14 protein-coding genes are annotated in these 15903 nt (G+C 65.3%); 5 read left to right on the plus strand and 9 right to left on the minus strand.

Features of this window, described 5'->3' with window-relative positions; genetic code table 11:
- From J2R78_RS03915 to J2R78_RS03925, 3 genes are read left to right on the plus strand one after another with little or no spacing between them, the layout of a single operon-like run.
- Positions 1–1458 (plus strand): YncE family protein, encoded by a 1458-nt coding sequence (locus tag J2R78_RS03915; RefSeq protein ID WP_253602995.1) that lies wholly within the window; start codon positions 1–3, stop codon positions 1456–1458.
- The gene (locus tag J2R78_RS03920) at positions 1455–1982 is read left to right on the plus strand and encodes an RNA polymerase sigma factor (RefSeq protein WP_253602998.1); all 528 of its coding nucleotides are present in this window, start codon (positions 1455–1457) and stop codon (positions 1980–1982) included. The genes J2R78_RS03915 and J2R78_RS03920 overlap by 4 nt, the downstream gene beginning before the upstream one ends.
- On the plus strand, positions 1979–2743 hold the full coding sequence (locus tag J2R78_RS03925; protein WP_253603000.1) for an anti-sigma factor: 765 nt from the start codon (positions 1979–1981) through the stop codon (positions 2741–2743). Before J2R78_RS03920 ends, J2R78_RS03925 begins: the two co-directional genes overlap by 4 nt.
- A 113-nt stretch (positions 2744–2856) precedes the next feature.
- Here the strand turns inward: J2R78_RS03925 and J2R78_RS03930 are convergent, their stop codons facing one another.
- From J2R78_RS03930 to J2R78_RS03970, 9 genes are all read right to left on the minus strand, one after another.
- Positions 2857–4092 (minus strand): MFS transporter, encoded by a 1236-nt coding sequence (locus J2R78_RS03930; protein WP_253609751.1) that lies wholly within the window; start codon positions 4090–4092, stop codon positions 2857–2859.
- 209 nt (positions 4093–4301) lie between these two features.
- Positions 4302–5147 (minus strand): CmcJ/NvfI family oxidoreductase, encoded by an 846-nt coding sequence (locus J2R78_RS03935; protein ID WP_253603003.1) that lies wholly within the window; start codon positions 5145–5147, stop codon positions 4302–4304.
- Between the two features lie 421 nt (positions 5148–5568).
- Positions 5569–6885, minus strand: a complete 1317-nt coding sequence (locus J2R78_RS03940; protein WP_253603005.1) for an ISNCY family transposase — start codon at positions 6883–6885, stop codon at positions 5569–5571.
- 247 nt (positions 6886–7132) lie between these two features.
- A complete protein-coding gene (locus J2R78_RS03945; protein ID WP_253603006.1) occupies positions 7133–8074 on the minus strand; it encodes an ABC transporter substrate-binding protein in 942 nt (313 codons plus the stop codon).
- Entirely contained in the window at positions 8071–9165 is a 1095-nt protein-coding gene (locus J2R78_RS03950) for an LLM class flavin-dependent oxidoreductase (protein WP_253603008.1), read from the minus strand. The genes J2R78_RS03945 and J2R78_RS03950 overlap by 4 nt, the downstream gene beginning before the upstream one ends.
- Positions 9166–9197: 32 nt before the next feature.
- Positions 9198–10370, minus strand: a complete 1173-nt coding sequence (locus tag J2R78_RS03955) for an acyl-CoA dehydrogenase family protein (protein ID WP_253603009.1) — start codon at positions 10368–10370, stop codon at positions 9198–9200.
- A complete protein-coding gene (locus tag J2R78_RS03960; protein ID WP_229193070.1) occupies positions 10364–11161 on the minus strand; it encodes an ABC transporter ATP-binding protein in 798 nt (265 codons plus the stop codon). The genes J2R78_RS03955 and J2R78_RS03960 overlap by 7 nt, the downstream gene beginning before the upstream one ends.
- On the minus strand, positions 11155–12171 hold the full coding sequence (locus tag J2R78_RS03965) for an ABC transporter permease (RefSeq protein ID WP_141340949.1): 1017 nt from the start codon (positions 12169–12171) through the stop codon (positions 11155–11157). Before J2R78_RS03965 ends, J2R78_RS03960 begins: the two co-directional genes overlap by 7 nt.
- Positions 12149–13243: an ABC transporter substrate-binding protein gene (locus tag J2R78_RS03970; RefSeq protein WP_253587503.1), complete on the minus strand. Its 1095-nt coding sequence runs from the start codon at positions 13241–13243 to the stop codon at positions 12149–12151. The genes J2R78_RS03965 and J2R78_RS03970 overlap by 23 nt, the downstream gene beginning before the upstream one ends.
- A 476-nt stretch (positions 13244–13719) precedes the next feature.
- Here J2R78_RS03970 and J2R78_RS03975 point away from each other — a divergent pair, with 476 nt between their 5' ends.
- Both J2R78_RS03975 and J2R78_RS03980 read left to right on the plus strand, forming a co-directional pair.
- On the plus strand, positions 13720–14706 hold the full coding sequence (locus tag J2R78_RS03975; protein WP_253603011.1) for an ABC transporter substrate-binding protein: 987 nt from the start codon (positions 13720–13722) through the stop codon (positions 14704–14706).
- A gap of 331 nt (positions 14707–15037) precedes the next feature.
- The gene (locus J2R78_RS03980; RefSeq protein ID WP_253587504.1) at positions 15038–15817 is read left to right on the plus strand and encodes an SDR family oxidoreductase; all 780 of its coding nucleotides are present in this window, start codon (positions 15038–15040) and stop codon (positions 15815–15817) included.
- Positions 15818–15903 lie beyond the last annotated feature (86 nt).

Raw genomic sequence — 15903 nt, forward strand, 5'->3', positions numbered from 1 at the left:
ATGAACCGTCAAATCCTCAAGAGCCTGCTGGCCACGACCGCGCTGGCGATGTCGAGCCCTGCTTTCGCCGGACAGGCGCCGGGCGCTGCGTCCGCGCCCGACATTCCGGTCAGCCATCACGATCGCGTCTACGCCGCCGAGCAGTTCTCCAACACGGTGTCGGTCACCGACCCGGCCGACAACAAGCTGCTCGGCGTGATCCGGCTCGGCGACCCGCAGCCGGGCAATTTCAGCCCGCTCTACAAGGGCCAGGTGCTGGTCCACGGTATGGGCTATTCGCCCGACCATCACATGCTCGCAGTGGTCTCGATCGGTTCGAACTCGGTGAGCTTCATCGACACGGCAACCAACGCGGTCAAGCACGTCACCTATATCGGGCGGTCACCGCACGAGGCGTTCTTCACGCCCGACGGCAGGGAAGTATGGGTCACGGTGCGCGGCGAGAATTACATCTCGGTCATCGACGCGCAGAGCTTCAAGGAAACAACGCGCATCGAGGTGCCTGCGGGACCCGGCATGCAGATATTCTCGCCCGACGGCAAGTACGGCTACATCTGTTCGTCGTTCAACCCGGAAACCGACGTGGTCTCGGTCGCAGACCATCAGATCGTCGCGAAGGTGAAGCAGGAAAGCCCGTTCTGCCCGAACATCGCGGCCTCGCCCGATGGCGACCAGGTCTGGTTCACGCTGAAGGATGTCGGCAGGACGCAGGTGTTCAACGCCAAGCCGCCGTTCAACCTGATCAAGACCATCGACAGCGGCCCGATCACCAACCACGTCAATTTCGCGAAGACGCCTAAGGGCACGCTGGCCTATGTCACGATCGGCGGCACCAACGAGGTCAAGGTGTTTCGAACCGACGACTTCTCGCAAGTCGCGACCATTCCCGTCGGCAATCTGCCGCACGGCGTCTGGCCGTCCGGCGACGGCACGCGGGTCTATGTCGGTCTCGAAAATGCCGACGCGCTGGCGGCGATCGACACCGCGACCAACAAGGTGATCGCCAACATCCCGATCGGCCAGGCGCCGCAGGCGATCGTCTATGTGCCGAACGCCGCGCCAAATCCGGAAGATCGCCAGAACCTGCAAGCCCTCGGCGTCGCCGGCCAGGCCGCTCACCTCGCGCTCGCACCGAAAAAGCAAGCCAAGGACGAGAAGCCGCCGACCAGCGTATCGCTGTTCGATCAAGGGCTGATCCAGGTGCTGCAGGCTTCCGTGACCGGGCTCGAGCCGAAGCAGCGCTACGTGCTGGGATTGGCCGAACACGCCGACGGTGGCGGCATGGTGGAGCCGCTGGCAGCCTTCATGACCAATCCGGCCGGCTCCGCGATCGTCAACGCGGCCGGTCCGATCCGGCAGATCGTGCAGAGCGCGGCCAGGGCGGAGCGACGCTACCTCGTCATCGCAGCCGGCGAGCCGGCGAAACTCGGAGCGGTCGTGCAGGTCCAAGCGCCATGAGCGACATGCTGCACCTGGTCGAGCCGCTGATACCCGCCTTGCGGCGCTATGCGCGGGCCCTGGTCCGCGACCATGCGGCGGCCGACGACCTGGTGCAGGACTGCCTGGAACGCGCCGTCATTCACTGGGAGCAGCGGCGGTCGGACAATCCGCGCCCGTGGCTGTTCGCGATCCTGCATAATCTCGCCATCAACCAGTTTCGCCGCGCAACGGTGCGCGGCGTTCATGTCGCGATCGACGAAACCAACGAGGGTTCGTTCGGCCAGGAAGCGGCGCAGGAGCACAAGGTAATGTATCGCGATGTCATGGCGAAGCTTGCCAAGCTTCCGCATGACCAGCGTGCGGTGCTGCTGCTCGTCGGTGTCGAGGATTTGTCCTACGCCGATGCTGCGAAGGTGCTGGGCGTGCCCATTGGCACGGTGATGTCCCGCCTCGCGCGCGCCCGCGAGCGGCTGCATCACGAACTGGAGGGGACGCCCGGCGACCTGGATCATAATGTCGTGCAATTGCGGAACAAGACATGAGCAACCGACCCATTACAGAAGACGATCTGCATGCCTATGTCGATCGCGCTCTGGAGCCGGAACGCGAGGCCGATGTCCGTGCCTATCTGGACAAGCATCCGGACGTGGCCAAGCGCATCGCCGCCTACTCCGATGAGCGTAACCTTTTGCGATCGGCGCTGCTGCCGATCGCCGAGGAGCCGCTGCCGCCGCGGCTCAACCTCGCCAGGATGATCGAGAGCCCTCGTCGCCGCCCCTCGTCGTTGCGCTGGGCCATCGCAGCGATGCTGATGCTCTCGATCGGCGGCCTCGGTGGATGGATGATCCGTGGCGCGACACAGGCACCGGTCGGCGGAATTGTGGCGCTCGCCGAGGAGGCCAGCGATTCCTACAGAGTGTACGCCTCCGATCGCACGCGGCCGGTCGAGCTGCGCGACAGCACCGAGCTTGTGCAATGGGTCTCCAACCGGTTGCATCAACCGGTGAAGCTGCCGGATCTCACCAAGTCGGGATATCGTTTGATGGGCGGACGGGTAGTGCCGACCGCACATGGTCCTGCGGCCATGTTCATGTACGACGACGATCGCGGCGAGCGGCTCGTGGTTCTCACCCGCCCGATGACGTCAGACCAGAACGCGCCGATGGCCGCGCATTCGGGTGGCGACGTCGCGGGCTTCTCGTGGGCCGACGGCGGTACGGGCTACTCCCTGGTGGGGCCGCGCGGGGGCGATTCCCTGCGGCCACTTGCCAACGAGATTCGCAAGCAGGCGCAGACGATCTGATCGGAACGGAGCGCTAAGCATGATCCGGAAAAGTGCGAAGCGGTTTTCCGAAAAGATCATGCTCAAACAAAGAGCTAAGGCGCGATGACGATTCAACCCAATCTCATCGCGCCTTAGGGCCTGGTGTAGATCAGGAACAGCACGATCCCGATCACCAGCGCGCCGGCGATGAACAGCAGCACCGCGGGCAGCCCGAACAGCGCGGCGACGCCGGCGGTGCTCGATTGCAGCAGCGCCGCGCCGAGGAAGAACGCGAGGTTGACCGACGACAGCGCCTTGCCGGTGTTCTGTGCGGCGACAAGCTGCCGCGTCATGCCGTAGATCAGCGGCTGCGCCGACGTCGCAAGCCCGATCAGGATCAACAGCACCAAGTCATATTGCGTCGGCATCACGGCAACGCCGAAGAGGTTCGAGACCGGGAAATGCGGTGCACCGGCCGCCATCAAGACGAGCAGCAGCGCGGCGATGGCGTGCGTCACCGCCACCATGGCACGGCGGTGCCCGAACTTGCGATCGAAAGCGCCGATGCAGGCCGGGCCGACGATCATCGCCAGCGTGAACAGGCCGAGCACATTGCCGGCCTCGATCCGGCTCAGCCCTTTCTCGTCCATCAGCCACGGGCCGCCCCACAAGCCGCGCAGGGTCAGCGACGCGCCGAGCGACACCAGCGACAGCGCGATCAGCCCGCGCAGGCCACGCGACATGCCGAGCCGGAGCACCTCGGCCATCTGGTGCAGCGGCGAGGAATCATCCGCATGCGCCGCCGGCTGCCGCGGCACCAGCGCGAACACCGCGATCAGCACCACAATGCCGAAGCCGGCCGAAACCCAGAAACCGGCGCGCCAGCCGAACTGATCGACCACGAAGGCCAGCGGGCTTGCCGACAGCAGCATGCCGATATTGCCGATCGAGAGGATCAGGCCGGACCACAGGCCGAACTTCGCCGCCGACATCTGCTTCGCCGCGAGCGTCATCGGGCACATCAGCATGCCCGAGGTGGCGACGCCGAGCATGAGCTGGCCGAGCACAAAGCTCGCAGGCCCCGTCGCCAGCGCCGAGACCAGCGTTCCGATCACGGTACCGGCGAGCAGGCTCAACGACACCGGCCGCACGCCGAAACGATCCATCGCGGCGCCGACCGGGATTTGCGAGGCGGCAAAGGAGAAATGATAGATCGAGGTGAGGCTCGCGAGCGCCTGCGGCGAGGTGCCGAAATCCGACGCCATCAGATCGAGGCTGATCGCCGGGATGGTCCGCAGCAGCGTCGACAGCATGTGGCCGGAGGCCAATGCCAGAAGTGCAAGCACCAGGGCGCGGAACCCGATCCCCGCCTCTTCCTTCGTCACCACGCCGTCCACGAATCGCCTCTTCCCCGAGCGGTTTGGCGACGGGCGTAACATTATTGGGCGGATGGTGCCAACTTTGGAGGCAATGCTGCTGCCTCGACGCCGTCATGGCCGGGCTTGTCCCGGCCATCCACGTCTATCTTCACGCAGAACCAAAGACGTGGATGCCCGGGACGAGCCCGGGCATGACGAGTTTGTGGGGACTGCGTCCTTCACTGCTTATGGAACACCAGCGTGCGCAGCTCGATGCTCTCGCGCGGCGCGGCATCCGCGGGCGTGGTGGGATCGACAAACGCGGTATGCGGCCCGAACCGGGTGCGGCCGTCGGTCGCCGAGTCGTAGCATTTCAGCAGGATCGCCTCGTCCGGCGTCATTTCTGGAATGTAGAACCAGCGATGGTTCGGATTGTACTTCACCGAATAGGTCTCGCCGCTGCGGTTCGGATAGATCAGGTCGGAGGCGATCAGATCCTCCGGCGCCACTGTCGTACCGTCGGCCATCGCAAGCGGTGAATCGCGCAATGGCCCGCGGATCGGGCGCCACAGATTGATCACCTGGACGCGGCCCTTCACCAGCTGCTCGGCCTCGTCGGGCAGGTGCTCGAACACCCGGTTGCGGCCGGAGACGGCGGTCTGGTCGACATGGACGCGCGTCGCCGGCTGGCGCGGACCACCGCCGCGGATATCCGCCGCGCCCTCGACGCGCTTGCGCACGGTGTGATCGAAGATGAAGACACGATCCGCCTTCAGCGTCGCCTTCAGGAAGGCTTCCACGGCCGGGTAGTAGACGTTGCGGACTTCGTTCTCGTCGTAATAGTCCCTCACACTGGTCGGATGCTTGACCAGCGCAAAGCCCTCGCGGTCGAGCGAGAAACTGTCGGCAATCAGACGCCCGTCAAAGATCGGAACATTGTGGGCTTCGGGCAGCGCGGTGGATTTGGGTTCGCCGGGCGGCGGATCGAAGGCGTAGGTCCGGGGCTTGCCCGGCGTCGGCGCGAGATAATTCAGTTCAGCGGTCACAAACGGCAGCGACTCGATGCGAGTTTGTTGAAGGCCCATGGTGATCTCCCGGACTCGATTGTTCGTGCTTTTGATCTTGGCGGCGCCGGGCGGGGTGGCAAGGTCGTGGCGAAAATAGCAACGTTGCGGTTTTGGAATGTGCCAAACGGGGAAAATCCTTGCCGCGTGGCAGCCCGCGGACGAATGGATGTTTTGAATCACGGGTTCGTTAGCGGTGCAATGGTGCGGAGTTGAATCGCTTCCGCGCAGACGGTCCACATCTCCCGCTTGCAGGGCCGCCGCAGGTGCGCCGGCAAAATATCGAAAACAACCCCATGCAAAGGAGCTCGCGGCTGCCGGCCTTCGACCGGGCGGCTGTCCGTAGCGGGTGAAGATGTCGTGTTTTTGTAGCTCGTGATCTGTCGCCTTCGTTTCTGATTTGCAGGGGAGCCGGAAGGCGGGGACGGCTTTCCCTGATTGATCATGCCACGGCTGTTGTGGCGGTTTTAGCCCTGTGGGTGAGTTTCTTTGTTCGACTTGAAGCCCGTTTCTCCGTCCCGACCCGCGCTTTCTCGACGGCGGCGCGCGCAGGAGCGGTCAAGGACGCGCGCTTGCGCGCCCGCCAGGGCTTGTCCTTGACGGCTCCGAGCACGCCGCCAGGCTGAAGCGCGTCGGGGCTGATCTGCTGTCCGTCAGGCGCAAACCTCGCCAATCGATGCGGTCCAAGGAACACGCTGACGGTGCCATCGGGATACTCATGTAGCCGCACCAAGGCCTTGACGAAGTGAGGTCTTAGCCGGCTCTCCGGCAACTGCAGCCGCCGACCGTTCCATGCAACGGTATTGTCGTTGGCGACGGTTCGCTCCTCGATCACGCACAGCGCCTCGCGCCAGGCCTCATGCCGGTCGGCCACGAATGCCGAGCCTTCCTGTTCGGGCTTGATCGCAAACGCGGCGTTGTGCCCGGGGATGTAATGCGCCTTCAGCCACGCGTTGGCAGCTTCGAGCGTCGTGATCCCGGCAAGCCGCAGCTCCTTCGGCAGCCGATCCTGCAAGGTGCCGAATACCCGCTCGGAGCGCCCGCGCGCCTGCGGCGAATAGGCTGCGATATGCTCGATCCCAAGATGCGACAAAGCCCGTCCCACCTGGGTTTGTTGCGTCTTCGAGACCTTCTCGCCAGCTTTTGGGGTCAGGAAATAATGGCTGCCGCGGTCGGTGTAGAGCGCGCAGAACAGGCCATGCTCGCCAATCACTTCGCGCAAGGCCTGGAAGGTCGAGGCCGTTCCTTCTTCCTCGACCAGCACCATCGAGTAGATCTCGCTCGTCGCATCGTCCATCGTGACGATCAGGTCCCTCGCGGGCAGGCCTTCGATCCAAACGTGGCGCGATCCGTCCTGGTGCAGCAGCATGCCCCGAAGCGGCCGCCGCGGCCGCTTCTTGCGGTGCGCCGAACGCTTCGGAGCCTTCCGCACCAGCCCTGCCGCGTGCAGCGCCAGCTTCGTCACCGTATAGCCCAGCACATAATCATGCCGCTTTTGCATCTGCTCGTGGAAGTGCTTCACCGTGAAGTCCGCGTACTTGTCCCGGTACAGCGCAAGCATCCGTTCCAGCTCCTCCTCCGGCGCCCGCCGTGGCGAACGACGCCCCAGCCGGCGGTCGACAAGCCCGTCGTCGCCCTCCGCCTCATAGCGCTCCGCCCAGCGTTGAAACGTCCGAACACTGATCCCAAGAACCTCCGAAGCTGCCTCCTGCGTCAGTTCCTTCGCCTCCGTCCGATCCAGCAAATCTGAAAACCGCATCCGTCGTACACCCTCGTGAATGGATGCCGTGCCCATCGTGCCCCCCTTGTTCCGGAGCACCGAAAACACGACACTTCACGAGCTACAAACAGGCGACAGATCACGAGCTACTGACACGTTCGACAACCCAACTTGACGCGTCGGGCAAATCAGGGATATTCTTCTAATATTCCGAAATCGTGCAAGCACCCGTCGTCCTGGCGAAAGCCAGGACGACGCTGAATGTTTGGTATCGCTTGCAAATTGCCTACAGTCCTGCGCCCTTCCCGACGGCCGCACCAAACGAGCGGTCGACAATGTCGGCGGCGTTGATCTTCTGCCGGATCAGGCCCCAGCGGTCGTAGAGGTCGATGGTCTTCTGCTCGTCGGCGACCACGCTGTCGTCGATCGGCGCGATGCGGATCTTGGCCCGCGTCAGCCAGTTCACCGCCACCGCGGGCGGGATGTTCATCAGCCTGCCCCAGGTCGCGGCGTAGCCTTCGACATTGTTCTGCGACCATGCGCGCGCGGCCGCCAACCGCCGCACGAAATCCTCGAGCTCGGCGCGCTTGGCCTTGATCGCATCCGGTGTCGCGACCTGGAAGCCGAGGCCGGGCGTAATGCCGTCGGCCGTGATAACGCGGCGCGACTTGAACAGCACCTCTTCCTGGCTCACATACGGCTCCCAGGTCGACCAGGCGTCGACCGCGCCCTGCGTGTAGGCGACCTTGGCATCCGACGGCGCGAGGAACACGATCTGCACGTCGTTCGCCTGCCAGCCTTTCGATTCCAGCGCCGCCAGGATCAGCTGATGGCCGATCGAACCGCGGCCGGTCGCGATCTTCTTGCCGCGCAAATCGTCAAAGCTCTTGATCGCAGAGCTTTCCGGCACCAGGACCGCGAGCCCGTCGCGCGACTGCCGCACCGCCACGATCGCCTTGACCGGAATTTTGGCGGCCGCCGCGAAGGTGAACGGCGCGTCGCCGACCAGCCCGGTATCGATCGCGCCTGCGCCCAGGGCCTCCAGCAGCGGCGCGGCTGCGGCGAACTCCTTCCACTCGATCTTGTAGGGAACGTCCTTGAGCACACCGGCCGCTTCCATCACGGCCTGCGAATTGCCCTTCTGGTCGCCGACGCGCAGCGTGGTCTGCGCGAAGGCCGCGTCGACGGCGACGAGCGCAAGCACTGCCGCAACAATGAGACGGATCATTCGGCGGCAATCCCCCGCTGCTGGTCGCGCGCTTCGATCAGCTTGCGGGTCAGCGGGATCAGCGCCCGGCCATAATCGATCGCATCGACCAGCGGGTCGAAGCCGCGGATCAGGAAGTGGCTGACGCCGAGATCGTAATAATCGCCGAATACCTCGGCGACCTGCTCGGGTGTGCCGACCAGCGCGGTGGTGTTGCTGTTGGCGCCGGTCAGTTTGGCGATCTCGGTCCACAGCCGCTTGTCGATGCGCGTGCCCTGATCGGCGAGCGCCAGCAGCCGCTTGGCGCCGTCGGTCGCGTGGTTGGGACGGCGATAGCCGGTCTGGTCCTGCAGCGCGGTGGCGCGCTCGAGGATATGTTCCGCCTTCTTCCACGCCTTCTCCTCGGTGTCGGCGAGGATCGGCCGCACCGACAGGCTGAAGCGCGGCGTCGGCCTTCCGTGCCTGGCCGCGGCAGCGCGCACCCGCGCGGTGACGTCGCGCACCTGCGCGTAGGACTCGCCCCACAGCGCGAAAGTATCGGCGTGCCTGCCGGCGACCTCGACCGCAGCGTCCGAGCCGCCGCCGACGAAGGTGTAGATGCCGCCCTTCTGCAGCGGCTTCACCTGCGAGAATCCGTTCTCGACGTTGTAATACTTGCCGCTGTAGTTGAACGGCTTCTCGCTGGTCCATTCCAACCGCACCACGTCGAGGAATTCGCCGGTGCGGGCGTAGCGCTCGTCCTTGTCGTCAAGGGTGTTGCCGTCCTGGCGCAGCTCGATGGCGTTGCCGCCGGTGATGACGTGCAGCGAGACGCGGCCCCCATAGAACTGATCCAGCGTCGCAAGCTGGCGCGCCAGCAGCGTCGGCGCGGTGAAACCCGGTCGCTGCGCGATCATCACCTTGAGCTGCTTGGTGATGGTCAGGACATGCTGCGCGACCTGCAACGCGTCCGGCGTGGTGGAGTGGAACGCCAGCAGCGCGCGATCGAAACCGGCGAGCTCATGGGCCTTGGCCACCGTCTCGATATAGGGCGGATCGAGCACCGGGCCTGAGCGGACGATGGTCTCGGAGGCATTGTTGTTGGTGATGAAGCCGATGAACTCGACCGGCATGACGGGAACTCCGTTGTTGTTGGCTATTGTTTTCAGACGCCCAGCGCGGAGCGTCCGGCGGAGACACGGGTGGCATCGTCTTGCGGGGTATGGACGCGGCCACACAGCACGTCACGGTAATGCCGCTCCAGCGGATTGGTGCGCGACAGGCCGTGATTGCTGGTCAGCGACAAGGCATCCTCCACCACTGCCGCGGCGTTATTGGTCACCGTCAGCTTGATGATGTTAGACTCGATCGCGGACAGCGGGAAGCCGTTATCGAAATCGGCGGCGAAGCTGTCGATCAGGCGAGCATTGACCGCAAGGCGGGCCTCGATCGCGCCGACGACCTCCTGCATCCGCGGCAGGGTCGCGAGCGGCGCGCCGAGATTGGCGGGCACCCGCTGCTTCAGGAATTCGACCAGCCAGTCGCGGGCCGCGCGGGCGATGCCGTCGTAGATCGCGGCGACGAAGATCGCATGCACGGTCGCCTGGGTCACGTCAGGAACCTTCCAGTCGTCGGGCCTGCGGACGTCGATCTCGTAATCCAGCGGAAACACCACGTCGTCGAAGATCACGGTGTGGCTGCCGCTGGCGCGCAGGCCAAGGTGGTCCCAGCTCTCCTCGATCCGCGTTCCCGGCAACCCGGCCGGAACCAGAAACAAGCCGACACGGGTCTCCGGCTCATCGGTCTTTGCCCAGACCGAATACCATTTCAGGATCGGCGCGCCGGTCGAATAGATCTTCTTGCCGGTCAGCCGCCAGCCGGTCTCGGTGCGGCGCGCCGTGGTCGCCGGCAGGCCGCCGCGCGCGGGCGAGCCGAGTTCGGGCTCGACGCGGAGCGCGTTGATCAGCGCCACGCCCTCGACCGTTTCCCTGGCGAGCTTGCGCGACAGCCGGCCCGGCCAGCGCGTGCTGTGCGCCATCACCAGATGCTGGATGTAATGCATCGACAGCACCAGCGCGGTCGACGGATCGGCCTTGCCGATGATGCCGAGCACGCGCGTGGCGTCGCGGGCACCTGCTCCGCCGCCGCCGAGCGCGGCCGGCACGGTCAGCGCCAGCAGGCCTTCGCGCGAGAGATCGGCGAAATTCTCGAACGGAAAGCTGGCGTCGCGGTCGTGCGCCGGTGCACGCGCTGCAAACACGGCGGCGAGCCGCAACACGCGCGCGATGTGCTCGGGCTCGTCCGCCGGATGCAGCTCCCTCGCCGCAGATGTCACCATGTCGCCTCCAGTCCGAGCAGGCCGAGGATCTGCTTGCGCAGCTCGGCCAGATAAGGATCGCCGCGATGCCGCGGGTACGGCCGGGCGACGGCGATGTCCGCCTTGATCCGCGCCGGTCGATCGGAGAGTACGATGACGCGGTTGGCGAGCACCAGCGCCTCCTCGACGTCATGGGTGACCAACAGCGTGGTGAAGCCTTTGCGCTGCCAGAGCGCGACGAGTTCTGACTGCATGGCGATCCGCGTCAGCGAATCGAGCTTGCCGAGCGGCTCATCGAGCACCAGGATCTTCGGATCGTTGACCAGCGCGCGCGCCAGCGCCACGCGCTGCGCCATGCCGCCGGACAGCTGGTGCGGATAAGCGTTGCGGAACGAGGACAGGCCGACCAGCTCGATGACGTCATCGACGCGGTGACGCTGCGCCTTCAGGATGCCCTGCGCTTCGAGGCCAAGCGCGACATTGTCCCACACCGTGCGCCACGGAAACAGCGTCGGATCCTGGAACACGACAACCCGCGACGGATGCGGGCCGGCGATGCGGACTTCATCCTCGCGCAGCGTGCCTGCGCGCGGCTTCTCCAGCCCCGCGACCAGCCGAAGCAAGGTCGACTTGCCGCAGCCGGACGGGCCGAGCAGCGCGACGAACTCGCCCGGCGCGATCGCGAGGTTGACATTGTCGAGCACCGGCAGCGTGGCGCCATCGATATCGAAGGCGTGGCTGACGCCTTCGATATCGAGCTCGGCGCCGACCGCCGGATAGGTGATCGCCTCAGCTGCGGACTGCGCTACCATTTGACGACGCCCTTCTGCCAGACCAGCAGGCGGTCGCGGGTGCGGAACAAGAGCGTGATCGCGCCGGAGCAAAGCAGCGACATCACGATCAGCGCCGCATACATGTTGGCGTAGGCCGCCCAGCCCTGCGCCCATTGCAGGTACCAGCCGAGCCCGGCCTTGACGCCGATCATCTCGGCGACGACGAGCACGGCGAAGGACGAGCCGAGCCCCATGAACAGGCCGACGAACACATGCGGCAGCGCGGCAGGGATCGCGACCTTCAGCACCAGGAATGACGGTTTTGCGCCGAGCGTGCGCGCGACGTCGTAATAGGCGCTGCTGACGCTCGCGACGCCCGACCAGGTCAGGACCGTCACCGGAAAGCCGGTGGCAAGCGCGATCAGGAAGGTCGAGGCGCTCCAGCTCGACGGAAAGGTGAAGAAAGCGATCGGCAGCCAGGCCGTGGCCGGCAGCGGGCCGATGAAGCGTAGCACCGGATGCACCCAGTAACCGATCTTCTGCGACCAGCCGATCGAGACACCGGTGATAAAGCCGACGGTTGCGCCGATGATGTAGCCGCCGAGCTGCAGCTTGATCGAGGCGAACACGCTATCGAGCAGTTTCGGCAGATCGTCGGTATAGACCTCGAGGATCGACTGCGGCGGCGGGAAGAACGGCAGCGGCAGCCAGGCGAACTTTGCGGTGGCCACCTCCCACAACGTCACGAAGGCGCCGAACGCCACCAGCCATGGCGCGCGCTTGCGCAGCGCCTGCCCGGCGCCGCCGAGATAATCCGCGCTGAATGTGCCGAACAGGATGAACGCGGCGATGACGATCGCGCCGATGCCGAGCGATCCGGTCCGCGACCAGTCGCCGACATCGGGCCAATAGAGGCATGAGAGGCCGAATGCGAGCCAGACGAGGCTCGCCGCAAGGCCGACACCGTAACTGCCGGAGAGGTTCGAGAACGTGACCGCCGCACGCGGCGCGGCCGCGGCCGTCGCGTCAGACACTGAATACGTCGACATAGATCCGCTCCGCGAATTTGGCCGTGTCGGTGCTCTGCTTGAACACCTGCACCGTCTTGAGGTCGTCGGCGTAGCCCTTCAGCTCGCGCTTGAGCACCTCGCCGGTCGGATGATGGTGATGGGTGTGGTAGCGCGCCATTGCCTCGAGATCGGCGAGGCTCGCCGCCTTCGGCGCATAGGGCTGGAACGACTTCGCCGCCTTGTCCGGGTTCTGCGAGGTGAACATCGCGGCGTCGAGCAGCGCCTGGGTGATGGCGCGCGCGACTTGAGGCTCCTCGCGCACCAGGCTGCCGCGCAGGCCGACGATGCAGCAGCTCTTGTCGCGATATTCGCCGTCGAGGTTGGAGGCGACCTCCTTGTACTGCGCATCCTTCAGCCAGAGATAGGCCAGCGGGTCCGACGACAGGAAGGCCTGCACCTCGCCCTTCTCGACCGCGACGTTCAGGAGATTGCCGGGATAGGCGCGCCAGTCGACGTCCTTGATCGGGTCGATGCCGAGCTTGGCCAGCTGGATTGAGAAGAAATTCTTGTCGGGACCTGCGAGATCGCCGACCGCGACGATCTTGCCCTTGAGATCGGCGAGCTTGTCGACCCCGGAATTGGTGCGGGTCAGGACGCGCATGCAGCCGCCATGGGTGCCGGCGGCGATCTTGACGTCAAAGCCCTGCTCCAGCGGCTTCAGCCAGCGCAGCGCCATGCCGAGACCGGCGTCGCTCTTGCCGGTGGCGATCGCCTCCAGCAGCTGGTCGGTCGAGCCCGAATAGTTGACCAGCTCGACGTCGAGATTCTGCTTCTGGAAGAAGCCGTGGTCGATCGCGACCGGCAGCGGCGCAAGGCAGACCGCGCCGGCGTTCCAGGACAGCTTCAGCTTGCGCGGCGCGCCGGTCAAAGCCGGTGCATCGGATGCGGTCTTGCAGACCGGGAATTCCGAGAAGTCGATCGCCGGCGTGATCGCCCGTGGCGCGAAGGCCTGCGCACTATACGCCCCGATCGGCGCGGCAAAGGCCGCGGCGGCGCCCGCACGCAGCAATGTGCGGCGATCCATCACCGTCTTCTTGTTATCCGTCGACATCTTCACTCCTGCATTTCGGCAAGGCTCCGCCCCGCGCGCAAAACGTCTCCGTTTGAACGCCCCGTCGTTCGAAGCACATGGTTCAGAAAAAAGCGGATTTCTCCGGCGCGATTGCACTCAAAGCAACATGCAAATGATGCGGCGCGACAAGATCATCGTCAATGAAATGGAATTTCGAATGTTGTCGGCGCCACAGCTGAACTCTCCACGATCGCATCGCGCGGCGATGAAAGGATTTTCACGATCGTCCCAGACGGAGATGCGGCGCGATCACCCGTGACTGCATCAAATCTAGGCGTTTTGCGGCCGCATGCGCGATGTCTTCTACGCGCGGCCTGCTTGACGAGATCATCCTTGCCGCGCAGCCGGCGAATTCAGATTTCCGTTTCGTTGACGGCGAACGGCTTGCTCATAGACTTGATCGAACGCTGCCGCGCGTTCCGCGGCGCAGCGAATGAATCAGGAAGAAAATTCATATGCGCAAACTGACCCGCTCGGGCCCTGCCTATTCTCTCACCCGCCGCACGGCGGCAGCGCTGATCACGGCCGTGATCACGCTGTCGACATCGGCTGCGGCGCTCGCGGCCGACGCGATCGTGCTGCGCGTCGGCGACCAGAAGGGCGGCAACCGCTCGCTGCTGGAGATTTCCGGCCTCGCCAAGGATCTGCCCTACAAGATCGAGTGGTCGGAATTCCCAGCCGCGGCCCCGATCCTGGAGGCGATCAACGCGGGCGCGCTCGACGTCGGCTACACCGGCGATCTGTCCTTCCTCACCGTCTATGCGTCGGGCGCGCCGATCAAGGCGATCGGCGGCACGCGCTCCGATGCGCGGACGCAGGCGATCCTGGTGCGCGGGGATTCACCGATCAAGACGGCGGCCGATTTGAAGGGCAAGCGCCTCGCCGGCACCCGCGGCGGCTGGGGCCAATTCCTGATCAACGCGACGCTGGAGAAGGCCGGCAGCAGGATCGAGGACGCGACCTTCGCCCCGCTCGGCCCGGTCGACGCCAAGATCGCGCTGCTCGCCGGCTCGATCGACGCCTGGGCGGTGTGGGAGCCGTACATCTCCTACGCCACGCTGAAGGACAAGGTGCGCGTCGTCGCCGACGGCGAAGGGCTGACGCCGACCATCACCTTCATCGTCGCCTCGGACAACGCAATCGCCACCAAGCGCGCGGCAGTGCAGGACCTGGTGCAGCGGCTCAACAAGGCGCGGCTGTGGTCGCTCGACCATCTCGCCGAGTATGCCAGGAACACGGCCGAGCTCACAAAACTGCCGGAGGACGTGCTGCTCGCCGCCTACACCGCGCAGAAGACGAGCCCGATCGCGATCGACGAGGCCGTGGTGAAGGAGGTGCAGGCCGCCTCCGATCGCGCCACCCGCTACGGCATCCTCGGCAAGACGCTGGATGTCGGCAAGGCTGTCGACCGCAGCTTCACGGCGAGCGCGAGCTTGAACTAGCGGCGCGCGTGAACCGGGCACGCTCTTTCCTCACCTCCCCTTGCAAAGGGGAGGTCGGATTGCACAGCAATCCGGGTGGGGATCCTGCCTCCGCAGACGCCGGCGTCCGTGGAGAGCAACCCCCACCCCGCCCTCCCCCTTTCAGGGGGAGGGAGACAGACGGCGGTGCTCGCCTGACGACAAATAAGCCGCGCACCACCATGGAGATCTCCGATGTCCGGTCCGCTCCATCTCGCACTGATTGTCACAGCACACCTGCTCTGCATGACCTTGTTGGTCGCGCTGTCGGTTTGATAGCGTCCTCTCCGGGCCAGCCCCAGGGAGAACAACAATGAACCTATCAATGAAGGACCGCGTCGCGGTGGTTACCGGCGGCAGCAAGGGCATCGGGATCGCGGTGGCGCGGCGGTTTGCCGAATCCGGCGCCAGGGTCGCGATCCTCGCCCGCGGCGCGGCCGACCTCGCTGCGGCGCGCGAAGCGCTCGCCAGGGACGGCCTTGTGGTACGCGATTATGTCTGCGACGTCGCGAAGGCTTCCGACATCAGCAAGGCTCACGACCAGATCGTTGCCGATCTCGGCAAGATCGACGTTCTCGTCAACAACGCCGGCACGGCGCGCACGCTGGCGTTCGAGAGCATCAGCGACGAGGCCTGGCAGGAGGACCTCGACCTGAAGCTGTTCGCCGCGATCCGCTTCAGCCGGCTGGTGTGGCCGGGCATGAAGCAGCGCAAATGGGGCCGCATCATCAATGTGCTCAACACCTTTGCGAAAGCGCCGGCCGGCAATTCCGCGCCGACCTCGGTGTCGCGTGCGGCCGGCATGGCGCTGACCAAGGTCATGGCCAATGAAGGCGGCGAGCACAACATCCTGGTGAACGCGCTGCTGGTCGGCCTGATCATGAGCGATCAATGGGTCAAGCGGCATGCTGCCCAGGCGCCGAACACGGATTTCGGGGAATTCGCCAAGGGCCTTGCCAAGGGCACCCCGCTCGGCCGCATCGGCACGGCGGAGGAGTTCGCCAACCTCGCCTGCTTCTTGGCCTCGGAGCAAGGCTCCTACATCACCGGCACCGCCATCAATGTCGATGGTGGCCGGTCGCCGGTAGTCTAGAGCCCCGGTCCCGGTTCAACCCGGTCCGGAGCTCCAGATTCTGCTTTGGCGCGTTTTCTTCACGCGAACCGGTGTCCACTCGCTGG

This window comes from Bradyrhizobium sp. USDA 4538, from assembly GCF_024171045.1.
GTDB lineage: Bacteria > Pseudomonadota > Alphaproteobacteria > Rhizobiales > Xanthobacteraceae > Bradyrhizobium > Bradyrhizobium australafricanum.

Coding starts and splice junctions, on each gene's coding strand:
- J2R78_RS03915 (WP_253602995.1), top strand. CDS start 1: ATGAACCGTCAAATCCTCAAGAGCCTGCTGGCCACGACCGCGCTGGCG.
- J2R78_RS03920 (WP_253602998.1), top strand. CDS start 1,455: ATGAGCGACATGCTGCACCTGGTCGAGCCGCTGATACCCGCCTTGCGG.
- J2R78_RS03925 (WP_253603000.1), top strand. CDS start 1,979: ATGAGCAACCGACCCATTACAGAAGACGATCTGCATGCCTATGTCGAT.
- J2R78_RS03935 (WP_253603003.1), bottom strand. CDS start 5,147: ATGGGCCTTCAACAAACTCGCATCGAGTCGCTGCCGTTTGTGACCGCT.
- J2R78_RS03940 (WP_253603005.1), bottom strand. CDS start 6,885: ATGCGGTTTTCAGATTTGCTGGATCGGACGGAGGCGAAGGAACTGACG.
- J2R78_RS03945 (WP_253603006.1), bottom strand. CDS start 8,074: ATGATCCGTCTCATTGTTGCGGCAGTGCTTGCGCTCGTCGCCGTCGAC.
- J2R78_RS03950 (WP_253603008.1), bottom strand. CDS start 9,165: ATGCCGGTCGAGTTCATCGGCTTCATCACCAACAACAATGCCTCCGAG.
- J2R78_RS03955 (WP_253603009.1), bottom strand. CDS start 10,370: ATGGTGACATCTGCGGCGAGGGAGCTGCATCCGGCGGACGAGCCCGAG.
- J2R78_RS03960 (WP_229193070.1), bottom strand. CDS start 11,161: ATGGTAGCGCAGTCCGCAGCTGAGGCGATCACCTATCCGGCGGTCGGC.
- J2R78_RS03965 (WP_141340949.1), bottom strand. CDS start 12,171: ATGTCGACGTATTCAGTGTCTGACGCGACGGCCGCGGCCGCGCCGCGT.
- J2R78_RS03970 (WP_253587503.1), bottom strand. CDS start 13,243: ATGTCGACGGATAACAAGAAGACGGTGATGGATCGCCGCACATTGCTG.
- J2R78_RS03975 (WP_253603011.1), top strand. CDS start 13,720: ATGCGCAAACTGACCCGCTCGGGCCCTGCCTATTCTCTCACCCGCCGC.
- J2R78_RS03980 (WP_253587504.1), top strand. CDS start 15,038: ATGAACCTATCAATGAAGGACCGCGTCGCGGTGGTTACCGGCGGCAGC.